The sequence below is a fragment of the Falsiroseomonas sp. E2-1-a4 genome (assembly GCF_051433165.1).
GTDB lineage: Bacteria > Pseudomonadota > Alphaproteobacteria > Acetobacterales > Acetobacteraceae > Falsiroseomonas.
In genome coordinates this window covers 1-18,816 of sequence record NZ_JBHMFS010000032.1, presented here as the reverse complement: position 1 = coordinate 18,816, position 18,816 = coordinate 1, and the positions used below count along the sequence as shown (strand labels likewise).

Sequence of the window (18,816 nt, the reverse complement as noted above, 5' to 3'; positions counted from 1 at the left end):
GCATGTTCAACGCCTTCGAACGCACCATCGCCTTCCGCTACCTGCGCGCCCGCAAGGGGGAGCGCTTCGTCTCGGTCATCGCGATCTTCTCCCTGGTCGGCATCGCGCTCGGTGTCGCCACGCTGATCATTGTCATGTCGGTGATGAACGGCTTCCGGATCGAGCTGCTGGGCCGCATCCTCGGCCTGAACGGCCATCTCGGCGTGCATGGCATCGAGCGGTCGATCAGCGATTACGACGCGGTCGCCGGCCGCATCCGCGGCCTGCCCGGCGTGATCTCCGCGACACCGATCGTTGAGGGCCAGGTGTTGCTGACCAGCGATCATGGCGGTGCCTCTGGCGGCCTGGCGCGCGGGGTGCGGGCGGAGGATCTGCGGGCGCGTGGGCTTGTCGCGCAGAACATCATGGAAGGCTCGCTGGACCGCTTCGAAGGTGATGATGCCATCGTCGTCGGCACCCGCCTGGCGCAGCGCATGCGGATTGCGGTGGGGGACAAGCTGACGCTGGTCTCGCCCCAGGGCCGCACCACGGTGTTCGGTACGGTGCCGCGGGTACGCGCCTATACCGTGGTGGCGCTATTCGAGGTGGGCATGCAGGAATACGACAGCAGCTTCGTCTTCCTGCCCATGCCCGCCGCGCAGACCTTCTTCCAGACCGGCGACGCCGCGACCCAGATCGAGGTCTTTGTCCAGGACCCGACAGGTGTGCGTGCCGTGACGCGGGACATCCGCACGGCGCTCCAGGGCACGCCGGTTCGCATCGTCGATTGGCAGGACGCGAATTCCAGCTTCTTCGCCGCGGTGCAGGTGGAACGGAACGTGATGTTCCTGATCCTGACGCTGATCATCATCGTCGCCGCCTTCAACATCGTCTCCTCCCTCATCATGCTGGTGAAGGATAAGGGGCGGGACATTGCGGTGCTTCGGACCATGGGCGCCACGCGCGGGTCGATCCTGCGCGTCTTCCTGCTCTGCGGCGCCAGTGTGGGCGTGCTGGGCACGCTGATCGGCTTCACCGTCGGCCTGGTCTTCTGCCTGAACATCGAGGCGATCCGCCAGGCGATCCAGGCCCTGTCCGGCACCGAGCTGTTCAGCGCCGAGGTCTATTTCCTGACGCGCCTGCCCGCCGTGGTGGACCCGAAGGAGGTGATGCAGGTGGTCGGCATGGGCCTCGGCCTGTCCCTGCTGGCGACCATCTACCCGAGCTGGCGCGCCGCGAAGACGGACCCTGTGGTGGCGCTGCGCAATGAGTGAAGCGGCTGCCCTTGAACTGCGCGCCGTGACGCGCCGCTTCCACACGGAAGCCGGTGTGCTGGAGGTGCTGTCCGGCGCCGACCTCACCCTTGTCGCGGGTGAGATCGTGGCCCTCGTTGCCCCTTCCGGCACCGGCAAATCCACCCTGCTGCATCTGGCCGGGCTGTTGGAGAAGCCGGATGCGGGGGAAGTGTATTTCGCTGGTCAGGCCGCCGGCACGCTGGGCGATGATGCGCGCACCGCCATCCGCCGCACCGGCATCGGCTTCGTCTATCAGTTCCACCATTTGCTGCCCGAATTCTCCGCCCTGGAGAACATCGCCCTGCCGCAGATGGCGAACGGCGTGCCCAAATCCGCCGCCGATGCGCGCGCCCGGACGCTGCTGGCTGATTTCGGCCTGACGGGGCGGGAGGAACACCGCCCCGGCAAGCTCTCGGGCGGCGAACAGCAGCGCGTCGCCATTGCCCGCGCTTTGGCCAACAAGCCGCGCGTGTTGCTGGCCGATGAGCCGACCGGCAACCTTGATGTCGGCACCAGCGACCGGGTCTTCGCGGAACTGCTGGAAGCGGTGCGCGGGCAGGGGATGGCCGCACTGATCGCCACCCATAACCCGGAACTGGCGCGACGGATGGACCGGGTGGTGACGCTGCGGAAAGGGGAGGTGGTGGCGGCGTAGGGCGGCTACCAGGCACCGCGATGCGGAACCTCCGCCTCATCCTCCAATAGCGGCCCCACCACCTGAACCTGCCGCTGACCGGCCGCGAAGACCTCGCGGCAAGGCAGATCCAGGGTCAGGTTCTCGGGGTGCGGGCCGATCAGGGCCTTCAGCCGGCGCTCCGACAGACCGAACACCACGCGGCCGATGCCGGCCCAGTAGATCGCGCCGGCGCACATGGCGCAGGGCTCCGCGCTGCTGAACAGCGTGGCGGTGGCGCGCACTTCCGGCGGCAGTTCCAGGCAGGCGCGCGTCGCGATCAACCGCTCGGCATGGGCGGTGCCGTCGCCATGCGGCGCGAAGCCGTTGCCCTGCTCCATCAGCACGCGGCCCTGCGAATCGGCCAGTAGCGCGGCGAAGGGGTGCTGGCCGGTTGCATGCACCTCGGCCGAGAGGGCAATCACCCGTCGCAGCAGGGTTTCGTCATCCGCCATGCCAAGCCCCCGGCGCGCGTGGTAGGACGGGGCCATGCGCCCCTTCATCCACCTGCACGCCCATTCCGCTTATTCCCTCAGCGAGGGGGCGATCAAGGCCGAGAAGCTGCCGGTGCTCGCCCGCGCGGCCGGGATGCCGGCGGTGGCGCTGACCGATTCGGGCAATCTGTTCGGCGCGCTGGAATTCTCCCAGGCCTGCACGGGCAAGGGCGTGCAGCCGATCATCGGCTGCCAGTTGTTCCTCGGCCGCAGCGTCACGGATGATGCGGGCCGGGGCGGCGACCCGGCGCGGCACCGGCCGGACCCGATCGTGGCGCTGGCGCGGGATGCGGAGGGGCTGGACAACCTCCAGCGCCTGTCCTCCGCCGGGTTTCTCGGCAGCGATATATCCGGCATGCCCTGCATCGGGCTGGAGACGCTGGACCGCTATCGCGGCGGGCTGATCCTGCTGACCGGCGGCACCACCGGCCCACTCGGGCGCCTGCTGGCGGAAGGGCGGCGCGATGCGGCGGCCAAGCTGCTGGCGCAGTTGCGGGACATCTTCGGCCCGGACGATCTGGTGGTGGAGTTGCAGCGCCACGGCCTGGCGACCGAGAAGATGGTGGAGGCCGGGCTGCTGTCGCTGGCGGACGCCGCCGGCCTGCCCATCGTCGCCACCAACGATGTCTATTTCGCCGAGGCGAAGATGCACGCCGCGCATGACGCGCTGCTCTGCATCGCCGAAAGCCGTGTGATCGCGGAGCCCGATCGCCGCCGCGTCACCGCCGAGCATTTCTTCAAATCCACCGCCGCGATGCGCGAGTTGTTCGCGGATTTGCCGGAGGCCTGCGACAACACGTTGGCCATCGCGCAACGCTGCGCCGTGATGGCGGAATCGAAGAAGCCGGAACTGCCGATCTGTCCCAAGGTGATGGAGGGCATGACGGAATCCGAGACGGTCTTCGCCATGGCGAAGCAGGGCCTCGAAGGCCGTCTGGATGTGCTGGAACTCGATGAGGAAGCGCGTGCGCCCTATCGGGAGCGCCTGGCCTACGAACTCTCCGTCATCGAGACCATGGGCTTCTCCGGCTACTTCCTGATCGTGGCCGACTTCATCCAATGGGCCAAGGCGCAGGGGATCCCCGTGGGGCCGGGCCGTGGCTCGGGTGCCGGCTCCGTCGCCGCCTGGGCGCTGCTGATCACGGACCTCGACCCGATGCGCTGGGGCTTGCTGTTCGAGCGCTTCCTGAACCCCGAGCGTGTCTCGATGCCGGACTTCGACATCGATTTCTGCCAGGACCGCCGCGACGAGGTGATCGACTACGTCCGCCGCGAATATGGCGAGGATCGCGTCGCGCAGATCATCACCTTCGGCAAGTTGCAGGCGAAGGCCGCGGTGCGCGATGTCGGCCGCGTCATGGGCCTGCCCTATGGCCAGGTGGACCGCATCGCCAGCCTGATCCCCTTCAACCCGGCGAAGCCCGTGACGCTGGCGCAGGCGATCGCGGGTGAGCCGAAGCTGCAGGAGATGCAGCGCAGCGACGAACAGGTGCACCGCCTGCTGGAAGTGGCGCAGGAGCTGGAGGGGCTGTACCGCAACGCCTCCACCCACGCCGCCGGCGTGGTGATCGGGCGGCGGCCGCTGGTGGATATCGTGCCGCTGTACCGCGACCCGCGCAGCCCGGACCTCATCACCCAGTACTCGATGAAGTATGTCGAGCAGGCCAGCCTGGTGAAGTTCGACTTCCTCGGCCTCAAGACGCTGACGGTGCTGCAACGCGCCGTGCAGTTGCTGGCCGGGCAGGGGGTGACGATCGACCTGGATCGCATCCCGCTGGATGACGCCAAGACCTACGCGATGCTGGCGCGCGGCGATGCGGCGGGCGTGTTCCAGTTCGAAGGCCAGGGCATGCGCGACTGTTTGCGCATGATGCGGCCTGACCGCTTCGAGGATCTGATCGCCGCGGTGTCACTGTACCGCCCGGGTCCGATGGCCAACATCCCCGCCTATTGCCAGCGCAAGCATGGCGAGGCCTGGGCGGCGCCGCATCCGAAGATGGCGGCCATCGTGGATGAGACCTACGGCATCCTGGTCTATCAGGAGCAGGTCATGCAGATCAGCCAGGAGCTGGCCGGCTATACGCTCGGCGGCGCGGACCTGCTGCGCCGCGCCATGGGCAAGAAGATCCGCTCTGAGATGGAGGCGCAGCGCAAGATCTTCGTCGAGGGCGCCACCAAGAACGGCGTGCCGGATGCGAAGGCCGGCGAGATCTTCGACCTCATGGAGAAGTTCGCGGAGTACGGCTTCAACAAGTCGCACGCCGCCGCCTATGCCCTGGTCAGCTACCAGACCGCCTGGCTGAAGGCGAACCATCCGGTCGCCTTCCTCGCCGCGTCGATGTCGCTCGACCTCGGCAATACGGACAAGCTGGCGGGGCATATGCAGGAGGCGTCGCGCCTCGGCATCGCCGTGCTCCCGCCGGACATCAACCGGAGCGGCGCCGAGTTCCGCATCGAGGCGAAGGAGGATGGCACGCCTGCCATCCGTTTTGCCCTGGCCGCCGTGAAGCGCGTGGGCCTCGCCGCGATGAAGGATCTGGTGGCGCAGCGCGATGCCGCGTCGCCCTTCGCATCACTGTCCGAATTCGCCGGGCGGGTGGACCCCAAGCTGCTGAACAAGATGCAGGTGGAGAACCTCGCCAAGGCCGGCGCCTTCGACAGCCTGGAACCGAATCGCGCCCGCATGGTGCAGGGCGCGGAGCAGGTGTTGCGCGCCGCCCAGGAAGCCGGCGAGCGCCGCCTGAACCCGACGCGGGACATGTTCGGCGCCGAAACCGCGCCCCCGCCGCTGCGCCTGCCCGATGTGCAGGATTGGCCGGAACTTGAAAAACTCGGCTACGAGGCCGATGCGGTGGGCTTCCACCTTTCCGCCCATCCGCTGGACACCTACCGCCGCGTGCTGTCCAAGCTCGGCGCCGTGCCGTCCTCCCGCATCGCCGAACGCGCGCGCGGCGGGTCCGGGCGGATGAAGCTGGCCGGCACCGTGGTCGCGGTGAAATCCGGCCGCACAAAGTCCGGCACCAAGATGGCCTGGGTCCGCTTCAGCGACGCGGAAGGCAGCTTCGAAGTCACCTTCTTCAGCGAAAGCCTGGCCCGCGCCGATGGCATGCTGGCGGAGGGCACCGCGCTTCTGGTGACCACCGAAGTGCGGCTGGATGGCGATACGGTGCGGCTCACGGCGCTGGAGCTGGAGCCGCTGGAGCGCGTCGCGCAGGGCATGGGCCAGGGCATCCGCCTCTGGCTCGACCAGACCGCCGCCATCGACCCGATCCGCCTGATGCTGGACCGCGAAGGCAAGGGCCGCGGCGAGGTGCGAATCGTCTCCGTCACCGGCCCGGGGCAGGAGGTGGAGATCGCGCTCCCCGGCCGCTTCAACATCTCGCCCCGGCTGATGCAGGCGATGAAGGTGGTGCCTGGCGTCGCGGATGTGGCGGAGCTGTAGCCCCCTCGCGGACTGCGCTTTGGTAAGCTAGGAATGGCGCGCCCGCAGGAGGGGGTCTGTTCTGTCACACGGCCATCATCCCTTGCTTGACCTCTCCCCCGACCGCCGCGCCGCGGCGCTGATCGAAGCCGGGCTGCACCAGGCGGAGGCCGCGCGCCTTCGCGCCGCGGCCGGCCCCTTCCTGGATCGGCTGGACCCGGATGCCCGCCTGTTCGGCGAACACCTGGTCGAGGAGATCGCCCGCCTCTCCGCCCAGGTGGAGGCGCTGTCCCAGTTGCGGCAGGCCGATTCGCTGTCCCGCGCCGAGCGCATGCGGATCGACCCGCTGCCCTTCATCCCCGCCGCGCGCCGCGAGGCAGCCGCCGGGCCGGGAGCGGCACCTGAAGCCGCGCCCGTCGCCTTCGACGTGGCATCCGAGGATTTTATCGGCTTCGGCTGGTACCCGGCCGAGATGACCGATGCCGGCGCGCTGCGCTGGTCCGGCGCCGCGCGCTGCGCCACGGCGCAGTTGCCGGCGCTGGGCGGCGGCGCGCTGCGGATCACGCTCGCGCTGCGGGCGCCCTTCGGTGCGGCGCTGGATCTGGCGGCGCAGGACATTTTCCTCGATGGGCTGAAGCTGGACCTGGCCGTGCTGTCGCAGGATGGCGCGGTGGCGACCTGCCAGGCGGTGGCGGTGCTGCCGGTGCTGCCGGCCTCCTCGCGCATCTCCCTGCTGCTTCACGGCGCCCGCTTCACCGACCCCGCCACCGGCCCGCTGCGGGACAGCCGCACGCTGGGCCTGGGCCTGGGCTGGCTGCGGATCGAGCGCGAAGGCTGATGCAGCCGGCGACCGCAGCGCGGATCATCGTCACCGGCGACCTGCTGCGGCCGCAGGACAAGCTGTTCAAATCCTCCCAGAATGGCAACATCCAGTGGTTCCACCGCCTGGTGCGCCGCCCCCTGGCCGCCGCCACCGGCCTGCCGGTGCAGGCGCTGGTCTGGGATGAGCCAGGGATCGCGCCGCCGGGCAGCGACATCTGCGCCTTCGATACGCCAGGCTTCTACGCCGCCTGCGGTGCCGGGCCTGATATCGAGGGCTGGGTCAGCCTGTTCGACGCGATGGAATTGCCGCGCGACGCCGCCGCCATGCTTGCCGCGCCCTTCGCCGGCGCCGCGGCGGTGGTCGGGTTCGAGCTGACGGAGCTGCAGAAGCGGCTGCTGACGCTGGCGGGCATCCCCTGGGTCGATGTGAACATCCACCCGTACCGCTTCGGCCCCGACGTGCTGTTCGCCATCCAGACCGACCACCCCGAAATCCTGGCGCGGCTGATGCCGCACCACGCCGAGGACCATGTCTTCGAACCTTGGGCCGATCTCCTGGCCGCCACGGCCGTGAAGATGCCGCCGCGCGTGCCGGTGGAGACGCCCTGCCTGCTGGTCGGCCAGACCCAGGTGGACCGCGCGCTGATCCGCGGCGGCAAGCTGCTCGACCTGTCGCATTTCGCCGCGGCGCTGCATGCGGTGCTGGGCCCGGAGGGCCCGGTGCTGTTCAAGCCGCACCCCTACAACGCCGATGGCTTCGGCCTGCACAATGCCGGCCTGCGCCTGTCCCGCATCCGGCAGACGCGGGAGAACGCCTATGTGCTGCTGGCGCAGGATGCCCTTCGCACCGTGGTGGGCGTGTCCTCCTCCGTGGTGGCGGAGGCGCGGTTCTTCGGCAAGGAGGGTGTGTTCCTCGGCACGCCGCCGATGCGGATCGCGCCGCGCCGCGCGGATATCGCGCCCGACCGGCACGCCAGCGTGGTGGATGCCTGGCTGTCGGCGGATTTCTGGCGCGACCTGCTGGCCCCTGTGCTGCCGGTGACGGCGCATGACGGCCGCCGCCCGGCGCTGCCGCCGAACGCGCTGCGAACCTCGCTGCGGCAGTTCTGGGGCTGGGACGAGATCTTCTTCCAACTGCCCTGGGACCTGGCGCAGGGGCGGGCCAAGGCGCGCGGCTGACCTGCATGCCTGCCCCCCACCCCGCCCCCCTGTAAACGGGGGAGGGAGTCTGGCTTTCCTCTCCCGCAAAGCGGGGGAGGTTGGCCGCGCAGCGGCCGGGTGGGGGCCGGCTACACCGCTTCCCGCGGTTCCTCGCCCTGGAAGAAGGGCAGGAAGGCCTCCAGCACCAGGTCCGGCCGCTGCTCCGAAGGGTAGTGCCCGGTGGGAATCGCCCAGCCGCGCAAATCCGGCGCCCAGGGTCGCCAGGCCTCCATCACCGCCAGATGCCGGCCGACATGGCTGTTGCTGCCCCACAGCACCAGCACCGGGCAGGTGATCTGCCGTTTGCCGAATTCCGCGCGGTCCGTCTCGTAATCCAGCGTCACCGTCGCGCGGTAGTCCTCGCACACCGCATGGATCTGCTCCGGCGTCGTGCAGCGCGCATATTCGGAAAACGCCACCGGGTCGAAGATGGAAAGGCCGACGCCTTTCTTGTTCAGCTTGTAGTTGATGTAATAATCCAGGTCGGCGCAGAGCAGCTTCTCGGGGAAGGGCGCCTTCTGCGCCATGAAGAACCAATGGTAGCTCTCCAGCCCCCAGCCGAGGGTGATGTTGGACAGCAGATGCCAGGTCGGCACGATGTCCAGCGAGGCGAGTTGCGTCACGCAATCCGGATGGTCCAGCGCCATGCGGAAGGCCACGCGGGCGCCGCGGTCGTGGCCGGCCACGCCGAAGCGGGTGAAGCCCAGTTCGCGCATCACCTCCACCCCATCCAGCGCCATGGCGCGGAAGCTGTAGGCGGCGTGGTCGTCGCCGCCCGGCGGCTTGCTGCTGTCGCCATAGCCGCGCAGGTCGATCGCCACCACGGTGAAGTGGCGCGCCAGTTCCGGCGCCACGCGGTGCCAGCTCACATGGGTCAGCGGGTTGCCGTGCAGCAGCAGCAAGGGCGGGCCGGCGCCACCGATCGCGGTCATGATCTCGGCGCCGCTGGTACGGATGCGCTGGTGGCGAAAGCCGGGCAGCAGGGCGGCGGCGGCCTCACTCGGCGGCTGCGAGTCCGGCGTGTCATGGGTCATGTAGGGGTTCCTCCGTGCCCAGGGTTTGCCGGCAGCCTTCCCGGGTCAAGGCCCCGGGACGTCCCGGCCCCTGCGGCGGATCACCGGGCCGGTGCGGACCCGGCATGCGGCGCATAGGCGGCATCCAGCGCGGCCAGGAATTCATCGCGCCCCATCACGTCCCGCACGCTGGCGCCGTATTGCGCGCGGAGCGCCGGGTTCGCGGCTACCGTCATCACCCGGGCCAGATCCACCGGCGCGGCGCGCTTGAAGTGCAGGCCATCGACACCGCGCTCCACCTTCTCCGCCATGCCACCGATGTCGGAGACGATCAGCGGCGTGCCGGCGCGGCGGGCTTCCTGGATCACCACCGGCGAATTCTCCCACCACACGCTGGGCACCACGACCCAGCCAACGGAGCGCATCAACTCCACCGCATCCAGCGGGTCGTAGCGGCCGGCGAAGGTCAGGCTGGGGCCGGCGGCTTCCACCATCGGCTCCAGCGTCGGGAACAGCCGCAGCACATCCTCCCGCTCCGCACCGAAGACGGTCAGCACGATGTCGGGATTGCCGCGCAGCGCCATGGGCAGCGCGCGCAGCAACACGTCCAGCCCCTTGAAGGAGGTGGGCTGGCCGAAGAAACCGAAGCGGTGCGCCATGGCCTGCGGATCGGCCGCTTCGCGCGGCTGCGCCAGCATGGCGTCGCCCAGGTAGTTCTCCACCACCGGGTCGCGCGGCCCGGTCAGGCCCCAGTCCCGGTAGCGGCCGCGGATGAAATCGCTGGGGTGCAGGATGGTGTCGAAGCGCGACAGCACGGAAATCAACGTCGCCTTGCGATAGGCGAAGCGTTCCAGCGTCTGGTCGGGGAAGCAGGCCAGGCAGCGCAGCGGCGATTCGCGGCGGCACAATTCGCGCGATCGCGTCTTCACCATCTGTCCGTGATGCAGGCAGATTGCCAGCATCTCGTGGATGGTCATGACGAAGCGGGCATCCGGTCGCGCTTCCATCAGCGCATCGATCAGATCGGTGCCGAGCCGCCAGTAATGGTGGAAGTGATAGATCTCGCAATCCAGCGCCGCGAGGAAATCCACCAGCACGCCACGCTGATAGGCATCGTCCCAGGCCAGCCGATCCTCTGCCATGCCGGCGAAGGAATACAGGTATTCCCCGGCGCCAAGGGGCATCACCGTCTCGATCGGGCGGCTTTCGGCGTATTGCGTGCCGATCTCGCTGGCGCCGACGAAGACCACGTCGCGGCCGGCATCACGCATCGTCTCGAACTGCCGGTAGGCCGCCAGCTCCCCGCCGCCCTTGGAGAATTCCGGGTGCGAATGGGCGATGATGCAAACCTTGCCCATTCGCCGCTGCGCCGTCTCAGCCATGGGGCGCTGCCTCCGCCTGGCCGGTGGTCCAGAGCCGAGCCAGATGGGCGTTCACCACCTCCGCCGCATGCGGGCTGCTCCAGCCGCGCTGGACCGGAAGGAAGGCGGGCTCGCCGGGCTGCGTGCGGTACAAGCGCAACAGGCGGGCCAGGCTGTCGGCCAGTGCCGGCTCGCAGCCGGCCGCCGCGTGCAACGCCAGCAGCCGCGCCAGCTCCGCCGCGCCCAACGGGTGGGAAAATGCCGCGGCCGGTCGCCCGACGGCCACGGCGGCGGCAAAGCGCGGGGCCTCCACCGCCAGCAGGCCGGCGCGGCCGGCGGCCTCCCGCAGTGCCTGCACGGCGGCCGCACCCAGGCTGACGGGGATGCGACCGCGGCGGATGAAGGGCTGCGCCACCGCTTCCGCCGCATCGCCCATCACCAGCAGCCGGTCGCAGCGCCCCTCGAATTCCGGCGCGGTCACCTGGAACAGCCGCGCTGCCAGTGGGTCATCCGCGCCAAGGATCAGGCCAAGGCGTGGCAGGTGGCCCGCGGCATCGGGGGCCGGGCGCTGCGCCGCCAGGCTTGCCAGCGGCGGGGCCAGGAACGCCTCCCGCCGCGCCACGACCAACCGCAGCAGGTCGAGCGCCGCGGCGCCGGCGGCGTCCGTCGGTTCGGCAAAGGGTGTCGTGCGGCAGATCGAATCCAGAAGGTCCGGCACGGTCGCGGCACGCGGACGGCAGCGCAGGAAATGCACGAGGTCGGGCCGAACCTGCACCCGCAGCACCAGATCGAGCATCGAAAGCCTGTCGAGCCAGGCCGGGTCGATTCGGCCCTGGCCGACCAGCGCCTGCGGCAGCGCCACCATCTGCCAGTCAAGCAGCGGCACGGCCACCGGCTCCGCCCGCCCGGCGGCATCTGCGGTGCCGTTCGGGCGCTGGCCGAGGGCCACCAGTTCCAGCCGCGCCCCGGGCGGGAACGAGGCGCTGCCGCGCACCACCACCATCACCTCCCCGGCCAGGGAGGTCAGGGTCTCAGCTTCCTCGATCTCCGCCACATTCTCCGTCATCCGGCCGCGGACGGGGTTCAGCCCGCCGAGCCATTCGCCGAAGGCGCCAAAGGGGTGCTGCTGCCAATCCAACAGGGGCTGTAGTGCAGGGTTGGTGGCGGCATCCGCCAGCAGGGCAAAGCCGGCCTCCGCCGGCCAGGCGGCCAGGGCGCCGGCCAGCGCCGCCCCGTCCGGCCCTTCGACGGCGATATCGATGCGGCGGTCCCCGGCCTGCAGCACCAGCCGGGCGCCGGATGGCAGCGGCCCGGATATGAGGGTGAAAAGGCAGGTGGGGTGCGGGCTGTCAGATGCGGTTGGATCGGGGTGGAAGCGGATCTGCGCGATCGGGCAGGGCTGACCGTCAGGCGCCTCCAGGCGCAGCGCGGCCTGTGCCTCGGCCGGGGCTTGCGCCCAGCCGAGCAGCAGGCGGCCGCCGCCATGCAGCGCCACCTCGCATGTCAGCCCGAGCTGCAATGCCACCTCGGTCTGGCCGTCCTCGAACGGGCGATCCACCAAACACACCCTCCTGCCGGCCACCTGGACCGCCGCCGTCAAACGGGCTTCGGTCGCCCGTGTCAACCGCACCGTCAACCGCCGGAGGCAGGCGGCGCCGTCATCCGGCGGCGCCCCAGGCGATGAACGGCCCGTTGCGGAAGCCGGCCTGCGCCTTGCCGTAGTCGAAGGCTGCGCCCTGCGGCGTCTCGACCCTGCCACCGGCCGCTTCCAGCACCGCCTGACCGGCGGCGGTGTCCCATTCCATGGTCGGGCCGAAGCGCGGATAGACATCCGCCACCCCTTCCGCCAGCAGGCAGAATTTCAGGGAGGATCCGATGGCGCGATGCTCGCCGATCGGCAGGCGGCCCAGATAGGCTTCGGTCTCCGGGTCCATGTGGGACCGGCTGGCCACCGCGGTCCAATCCGCCGCCGGACGCGGCCGGGCGCGAATCGGCCGCCAGGCGGCGCGCTTCGGGTCGGCGCCGGGCGGCAGCGTTGCCATCTCCGCGCCCAGCCCCGCCGCGCCGCGCCAGATGCGCCCCAGCGCCGGCGCATAGACCACACCGCAGACCGGGCGCCCGGCCGTGATCAGCGCGATGTTCACGGTGAACTCGCCGGAGGGGCCGAGGAATTCCCGCGTGCCGTCCAGCGGGTCCACCAGGATGAAGCTGGCCCCCGGCGGTGGCGCGACGCGTGCGGCATCTTCTTCCGACACCACGGCGATGCCCGGCGCGGCGGCGGGCAGGCCGGCGGCGATCACTGCCTCCGCTGCCAGGTCCGCCTCCGTCAACGGCGAGCCATCCGCCTTCGCGCTCACATCATGCGGCCGGGCGCGGATCTCGACGATGCGTGCCCCGGCCTCCGCGGCGAGTGCGGCGAAGCGCGTGAGGAGGCTGCAGTGGTCGGTCATGGCGCGTCGGGTCCCGGGTCACATCTTGCCGCGCTGAGGGTGGTCATGGGATAGCCGGAAGGCAAGCCGGGCGCGCAGGAAACGGACCCAAGCCTCATGGACAGCCATCGCCACGCCCTTATGCCCGACCGACGTGGCCTGCTGCGCTTCCTCACCTGCGGTTCCGTCGATGACGGCAAATCCACGCTGATCGGCCGCCTGCTGTTCGACAGCCGGCTGATCATGGAGGACACGCTTGCCGCCATCACCAAGGACAGCCGCAAGCACGGCACGGTGGGGGAGGAGGTGGACCTCGCGTTGCTGGTCGATGGGTTGGAGGCGGAGCGCCAGCAGGGCATCACCATCGATGTCGCCTACCGCTTCTTCGCGACGCCGCGCCGCAGCTTCATCGTCGCGGATACGCCGGGGCATGAGCAGTACACGCGCAACATGGCAACCGGCGCGTCCAATTCCGACCTCGCCATCATCCTGTGCGATGCCCGCCGTGGCGTGCTGACGCAGACCCGGCGCCACGCCTATATCTGTTCGCTGCTCGGCATCCGGCATGTGGTGCTGGCGGTGAACAAGATCGACCTGGTGGGGTTCGACCAGGCGGTGTTCGACCGCATCACCGGCGATTTTTCCCGATTTGCCGCGGGGCTCGGTTTCCATTCAATGCTGCCGGTGCCGGTCTCGGCTCGCTTCGGGGACAATGTCTCAAGCCCCTCCGGCAACATGCCCTGGTATCGCGGCCCGACGCTGATCGCCCATCTGGAGCAGGTGGAGCCGGAGGCCGAGGCGGCTTCGCGACCCTTCCGCTTCCCGGTGCAATGGGTGAACCGGCCGAGCCAGGATTTCCGCGGATTCTCCGGCACCGTCGCCTCCGGCCGTGTCGCCACCGGCGATGCGCTGGTGGTCGCAGCTTCCGGCAAGACCAGCACCGTGGCGCGCATTCTCGGACCGGATGGCGACCAGACGGCGGCGGTGGCCGGCGATGCCATCACGCTCTGCCTGTCGGATGAGGTGGATGTGGCGCGTGGCGACGTGCTCGCCCCGCCCGCCGACCGGCCCACCGTCACGGACCAGTTCGCCGCGCACATCCTGTGGATGGATGAGGAACCGCTGCTGCCCGGCCGGCAGTATCTGATGCGTGCAGGCAATCTGTGGACGCCCGTCTCCATTACCTCCATCCGCCACCGGGTGGATGTGAACACGCTGGAACACCAGGCGGCGCGGCGGCTCGATCTGAACGAGATCGGCTTCTGCAACCTCTCCGCTGCGCAGCGCGTGCCGCTCGACCCCTATGCCGAGAACCGGCAGACCGGCGCCTTCGTGCTGGTGGACCGCTTCAGCAACCGCACCGCCGGCGCCGGCATGGTCGCCTTCAGCCTGCGCCGCGCCACCAACATCCACACCGAGGAATTCCTGGTGGACAAGGCCGCCCGCGCGGCGCTGGACCATCAGAAGCCGATGGCGATCTGGTTCACCGGCCTGTCCGGCTCCGGCAAATCCACCATCGCCAAGCTGGTGGAACAGGCGCTGCACGCGGAGGGGCGGCACACCTACACGCTGGATGGCGACAATTTGCGCCACGGGCTGAACCGCGACCTCGGCTTCACCGATGCCGATCGCGTCGAGAACATCCGCCGCGTGGGCGAAGTGGCGAAGCTGTTCGTCGATGCCGGGTTGATCGTGCTGTGCTCCTTCATCTCGCCCTTCCACGCCGAACGCCAGATGGTGCGGGAGATGATGGGCGAGGGTGAGTTCCTCGAGGTGTTCGTCGACACCCCGATCGAGGATTGCATCAAGCGCGACCCCAAGGGCCTCTACGCCCGCGCCATCGCGGGCACGATCCGCAACTTCACCGGCATCAGCAGCCCCTATGAGGCGCCGGAAAATCCGGAACTGCGGATCGAGACGCAGGGCCAGACGCCGGAAGAAGCGGCAGCCCGCGTGCTGACGCATCTGCGTAGCATGCTGGGCGGCGCATGATGCAGGCCCTGTTTGAGGGGCGGGCCATGGATTTCCTGCGTGACGCCGCCTTCGGCGCGAAACCCTGCATCTTCGTGCATGTGCCGAAGACCGCCGGCACCTCGCTGCGGGCCGAACTCGCCGCGATCCTGCCGCCCGACATCAACATCCATGTCGACTACAAGGATACCTCGCGCAGTTTCCACGACCGCATCGACGATGCCGTTTCGCGTTTCCTCGACCAGGCCGGCCCGCGCGGCATCCGCTTCGCCTCCGGCCACATCGTCGGCCGTCATGTCACGCGCATCGCGCAGCAGATGCCCCAGGCGCGCTTCATCACCATGCTGCGCGACCCGGTGGCGCGTGTTGTGTCCGACTTTCGCCACCAGTGCTCGCCTCGCCATCCGGGACATGAGGCGTTCCGCGCGCGGGTGCCTGATCTTGGCGCCTATCTGGATCTGGGTTGGGAGATGGATAAGGCCGCGCTGCACTTGCTGCCGGGCGAGGTGCTGGCCACGCGCGATCCTGCCGCCTGCATCGCCCATGTGATGCAGCGCTATGCCTTCGTCGGCATCCAGGAAATGTACGACCTGTCCTTCCGCACCCTGACCGCGCTGGCCGGCCGGCAACAGCCGCCGCGGCTGCGCGAGAACGTCAACACGGATGAGGATGGCGCGGCGGCGATCGATGCCGCAATGGCGCAGCGCATCCGCGCGCGGAACCCGCTGGATTGCGCGCTCTACACGCATTTCGCCGCAGCGCTGCGCCGCGCCGCGCCGGCGCTGCGCTCGGCCTTGGCCTGACCGCGTGCCGCCGCTGCGCGCCTTCTTCGACGGCGATTTCGAGGCCTGGCTGGCGGCCCTGCAGCCGCCCCCGCCGCTCTGGCTGTTCGTGCATGTGCCGAAGACCGCCGGATCATCGCTGACCTCCGACATCGCCGCGGGGCTGCGCCCCTATCGCAGCCTGCACATCGACCATCTGGACCGCGCCCGCCCCGCCATGCAGCGCTACGACACGGCGGTGGACCAGGCGCTGGCGGCATGGCGTGAGGTGCCCTTCCGCTTCGCCTCCGGCCATGTGCAGCAGCGCCAGGTCGCGCGCATTGTCCAGGGTATCCCGGGAACGCGGCTCTTCACCATGCTGCGGGAGCCGGCGGCGCGGCTGGTCTCGGATTATTTGTACCAACGCTCGCCGATGCACCCGCTGGCGGAGGAAGTGCGCCGCCGCGTGCCGGATTTCGATGCCTTCCTGGACCTGCCCGGCCAGCGCAACCGCACCGCGCGCCACCTGGTGCCGAAGGCGGTGCTCGATTCCGGCGATGCCGAGGCGGCGATCGCGCATGTCGAGGCGCATTTCGCCTTCCTCGGCCTGCAGGAACATTATTCTGCAAGCTTCAGCGCGCTGACCCGCATGTTGGGCCAGGCACGGGCGCCCGCTGCGCGGCTGCGGGTGAATAGCGCCGCGGCAGCCGAACGCGCGGAAATCGCCCCCCGCCTTGCGGACCCCGCGCTTTCGGCACGGATCGCCGCGGCGAATGCGATGGACCTGGCGCTGTACCGCCACTTCGCGGCCCGTTGGCAGGACATCGCGCCGCGGCTGGAGGCGTGGCTCAGCCCGGGCCGCTGACGCCCGCCGCCGGCCGCACCTGGCCTGCCCGCGCTGCGTCCACCGCCGCCAGCAGGGCGCGGCCGCGATCGGCCCAGGCCTCCTGCTCCTCCGCCGGCAGCCCGGCGACGCGGGCGGCGCGACGGGCCAGGGCGGGCAGCAGTTCCAGCAGCGCTGCCAGCATGGCGCGGTCCTGGGCGGAGGTGAGGCCGGCCAGAGCCGGCGCCGCGGCCGCGGTCTCCAGCCGCCAATAGGGGCCGAACTGGTCGTTGCCGCCTTTTGGCCAGGCCTCGAACATCTGTGGCCAGCCCTTGATACGCCGGAACTCCAGCCCGACCGTGCCGCGACGGTCGAACAGCTTCAGCCGCACCTCCCGCCACAAACCGCTGGCCGAGACCAGCCCGGTCAGTCCCAGCTCGATGTGCTGGTAGCTGCCATCCGCATTGGTGGTGTGCTGGTGCAGCTTGACGTCCTGAAAATCCGCGCCGCCGGGCGCCATCTCGCCGCTCGCCTGGGGGGTCGGCGCGGCCAGGGTCATCGGCGTGGTGGCGGGTGCGGGCGCCGGTGCCGGGGCGCCGGCCTCGCCGCTCGCCAGCGGTGGCTGCGGGGCGGCCGGCTCTGGCGGTGGGCCGGGCAGGCCGGATGGCGGCAGCGGCTCGGCCCACTGCGGCCCCGGTGCTTCGGCCGGGGTGCCGGGCAGGGCCGCCGAGAATTGCGGTGTGGCGGTGGCGCGCGCCTGCGGCGGCAGGCGCCGGGGCGCGCCGGCCGCACCGGCCATCAAGGCCAGGATCGAGACCTCCACCGTCACCGCCGCCGCGGCGCGGTTGCGGAAGCCCAGGCCAAGCCGCACGGCACCCGCCAGCCCGGCCGGCAGCGGCAGCGCGATGCGGAGCGACCCGCTTGCATCCGGCATGCGCCATCCGCTGTCCCGCGCCGGCCCGGCCTCCGGCCCCGCCTGGAGCGCCACCTGCAGCCCGGCCGCCTCGCCAAGCCGGCAGGACAGCTCGGCCAAGGCCAGGTCGGCCGCGCCCGGCGGGAGCGGCGGCAGCGCCAGCCGCGCCGTGCTGCCGGGCGCAATCCGGAGCATCAGCCGCGGTGCTTCCGCCCCGGCCGCCACGGGGGTGGCCTCGGCGCCCTCGACAAGGGCGGCCTCCCAGGCCTGCGGCGGCACCGGCAGCGCTACGCCAGGGCGCGGCGCGGCCACGCCGCAGGCGGCCCAGTCGAACTGCCAGGGCAGTACCAGGTGATGTGGCTCCGCCGTCTCGGCGCGCAGCGCCAGCGGGGCGGCGGGGCCAGGACCGGCGGTGGAAAGTTGCAGGGTCTCGCCCGGCGCGACCTCCACCGCCACCTGCAGCACCGCCTCGGCCGCACCCGACGCCGCCGGCTGCGGCAGGTCCAGTGGCAGCCAGCCGGCACTGAGCATCTGGCCAGGCAGCGTCCAGGCGCCGATCACCCGCCCATCCGCAAGCAGCCGCACACGCAGCAGGCTGGCGGCGGTGGCGCGCGCGCCGGCGACATGCAGCGACAGGCCGCAAAGCCCCTCCGCCGGCCGGCCCAGATGCTGCGTCACCTGCGCGGGCGGCGCGGTGGCGGCGGGGACGGGCGGCAGGTCGATCACCAGGCGGCGCACGGCGGGCGGCCTGCTGCCGGGCTGGCCCTGCAGCGCGAGTCTCGCCGCCTGCGCCGCGGCCAAAGCCTGCAAGGCCAGGCCGAGCAGAGGTATCGCGGGATTGGTGCCGAGGATCCGCGGCACGCCCCGTGGCAACCCCGCTGCCAGGCTGGCCGCCGCCGCCGCATCCGGCGCCAGCACGGCCAGCGGCGCCAGGCCCGGCGGCAGGGGTTCGGCCGGGCCGTCCCCGGCCTCGCGCCGCAGCACGCCGGCGAAGGGCCGCAGCACCGCCAGCGGCAGCGCCTCCAGCCCCGTCATGCCGGGCGCGGCAACCACGGCGGGTTCCCCGGCGGCGAGGGCGGCCCTCTCGGCGGCGCCGATCAACACATCATCAGCTGCGCCGATCGGGAAATCGGTCATGCGGGCGTCTCCATCTCAGGGGCCGGTTCGTGGGCCAGCGCGTGCTGGGCGCCCGCGGCGCGCAACAGGCCCAGCCATTCAGGCAGGATGCGGTCCCAGGACCGGCGCGCCGCCTCCGCCCTGGCGCGTTCGGCCAGCGCCGCGGCACCCTCCGGATCCGCCAGCAATTCACGCAGTGCGGCGCCGAAGGCCGCCGGTTCCGGCGTCTTCACCAGCCGGGCAAGGCTGGGCGCGGCGGGACCGAGGCCTTCCAGGGCCGCCTTCGTCGCCACCACGGGGCAGCCGGCCGCCGCGGCCTCGAGGAACACCAGTGGCAGCCCCTCCAGCGCCGAGGGCAGCACCAGCGCATCCGCCGCCAGATACCAGGCGCTGGGATCGGCGAGGTGGCCCAGCAGCCGCAGCCGCCCGGCGGGGTCCGCCGCCGCCTGGCGGTCCAGCGCCGCCCGCAGCGGGGGGGGGGGGGGGGGGGGGAGAAGAGAGGGGGGGGGAGGGGGGGGGTGGGGGGGGGGGGGGAGACACACTCT

General features: G+C 70.8%; 15 protein-coding genes. 8 read left to right on the top strand and 7 right to left on the bottom strand.

The genetic code is table 11. The features are described from left to right. Nucleotides 1–2 precede the first annotated feature (2 nt). Together ACFHNC_RS22895 and ACFHNC_RS22890 are read left to right on the top strand one after the other, a co-directional pair. A complete protein-coding gene (locus ACFHNC_RS22895; protein ID WP_437171563.1) occupies nt 3–1,253 on the top strand; it encodes a lipoprotein-releasing ABC transporter permease subunit in 1,251 nt (416 codons plus the stop codon). Continuing rightward, on the top strand, nt 1,246–1,929 hold the full coding sequence (locus ACFHNC_RS22890) for an ABC transporter ATP-binding protein (RefSeq protein WP_437171562.1): 684 nt from the start codon (nt 1,246–1,248) through the stop codon (nt 1,927–1,929). The genes ACFHNC_RS22895 and ACFHNC_RS22890 overlap by 8 nt, the downstream gene beginning before the upstream one ends. Before the next feature lie 5 nt (nt 1,930–1,934). Here ACFHNC_RS22890 and ACFHNC_RS22885 read toward each other — a convergent pair whose 3' ends face one another. Further along, entirely contained in the window at nt 1,935–2,438 is a 504-nt protein-coding gene (locus tag ACFHNC_RS22885) for a nucleoside deaminase (RefSeq protein ID WP_437171561.1), read from the bottom strand. Here ACFHNC_RS22885 and dnaE point away from each other — a divergent pair. From dnaE to ACFHNC_RS22870, 3 genes are all read left to right on the top strand, one after another. Beyond that, complete coding sequence (dnaE, locus tag ACFHNC_RS22880) at nt 2,437–5,883, top strand: DNA polymerase III subunit alpha (RefSeq protein WP_437171560.1); 3,447 nt, start codon at nt 2,437–2,439, stop codon at nt 5,881–5,883. The two genes, ACFHNC_RS22885 and dnaE, sit on opposite strands and share 2 nt — an antisense overlap. Before the next feature lie 82 nt (nt 5,884–5,965). Next, nucleotides 5,966–6,700, top strand: a complete 735-nt coding sequence (locus tag ACFHNC_RS22875) for a hypothetical protein (RefSeq protein ID WP_437171559.1) — start codon at nt 5,966–5,968, stop codon at nt 6,698–6,700. After that, nucleotides 6,700–7,863 carry a hypothetical protein gene (locus ACFHNC_RS22870; protein WP_437171558.1) on the top strand — a complete coding sequence of 388 codons (1,164 nt, stop codon included), beginning with the start codon at nt 6,700–6,702 and terminating at the stop codon, nt 7,861–7,863. The genes ACFHNC_RS22875 and ACFHNC_RS22870 overlap by 1 nt, the downstream gene beginning before the upstream one ends. Before the next feature lie 110 nt (nt 7,864–7,973). Here ACFHNC_RS22870 and ACFHNC_RS22865 read toward each other — a convergent pair whose 3' ends face one another. From ACFHNC_RS22865 to cysQ, 4 genes are all read right to left on the bottom strand, one after another. Further along, the gene (locus ACFHNC_RS22865) at nt 7,974–8,918 is read right to left on the bottom strand and encodes an alpha/beta fold hydrolase (RefSeq protein WP_437171557.1); all 945 of its coding nucleotides are present in this window, start codon (nt 8,916–8,918) and stop codon (nt 7,974–7,976) included. An 80-nt stretch (nt 8,919–8,998) separates the two neighbouring features. Further along, the gene (locus ACFHNC_RS22860) at nt 8,999–10,279 is read right to left on the bottom strand and encodes a glycosyltransferase (RefSeq protein ID WP_437171556.1); all 1,281 of its coding nucleotides are present in this window, start codon (nt 10,277–10,279) and stop codon (nt 8,999–9,001) included. Then, entirely contained in the window at nt 10,272–11,816 is a 1,545-nt protein-coding gene (locus ACFHNC_RS22855) for a hypothetical protein (RefSeq protein ID WP_437171555.1), read from the bottom strand. The genes ACFHNC_RS22860 and ACFHNC_RS22855 overlap by 8 nt, the downstream gene beginning before the upstream one ends. Nucleotides 11,817–11,916: 100 nt before the next feature. Next, a complete protein-coding gene (cysQ, locus tag ACFHNC_RS22850; RefSeq protein ID WP_437171554.1) occupies nt 11,917–12,708 on the bottom strand; it encodes a 3'(2'),5'-bisphosphate nucleotidase CysQ in 792 nt (263 codons plus the stop codon). A 96-nt stretch (nt 12,709–12,804) separates the two neighbouring features. Here cysQ and cysN point away from each other — a divergent pair, with 96 nt between their 5' ends. Genes cysN through ACFHNC_RS22835 form a run of 3 tightly spaced genes read left to right on the top strand, consistent with a single transcriptional unit; the run spans nt 12,805 to nt 16,284 of the window. Beyond that, nucleotides 12,805–14,679 (top strand): sulfate adenylyltransferase subunit CysN, encoded by a 1,875-nt coding sequence (gene cysN / locus ACFHNC_RS22845; protein ID WP_437171553.1) that lies wholly within the window; start codon nt 12,805–12,807, stop codon nt 14,677–14,679. After that, nucleotides 14,676–15,461: a hypothetical protein gene (locus ACFHNC_RS22840; RefSeq protein ID WP_437171552.1), complete on the top strand. Its 786-nt coding sequence runs from the start codon at nt 14,676–14,678 to the stop codon at nt 15,459–15,461. The genes cysN and ACFHNC_RS22840 overlap by 4 nt, the downstream gene beginning before the upstream one ends. Before the next feature lie 4 nt (nt 15,462–15,465). Further along, nucleotides 15,466–16,284: a hypothetical protein gene (locus ACFHNC_RS22835; RefSeq protein WP_437171551.1), complete on the top strand. Its 819-nt coding sequence runs from the start codon at nt 15,466–15,468 to the stop codon at nt 16,282–16,284. Here the strand turns inward: ACFHNC_RS22835 and ACFHNC_RS22830 are convergent. Together ACFHNC_RS22830 and ACFHNC_RS22825 are read right to left on the bottom strand one after the other, a co-directional pair. Beyond that, nucleotides 16,268–18,292: a DUF6212 domain-containing protein gene (locus tag ACFHNC_RS22830; protein WP_437171550.1), complete on the bottom strand. Its 2,025-nt coding sequence runs from the start codon at nt 18,290–18,292 to the stop codon at nt 16,268–16,270. The genes ACFHNC_RS22835 and ACFHNC_RS22830 overlap by 17 nt on opposite strands. Next, nucleotides 18,289–18,816, bottom strand: a 528-nt coding sequence (locus ACFHNC_RS22825) for a glycosyltransferase family 4 protein (RefSeq protein ID WP_437171549.1), incomplete at its 5' end; no start/stop codon positions are given. The genes ACFHNC_RS22825 and ACFHNC_RS22830, both read right to left, overlap by 4 nt.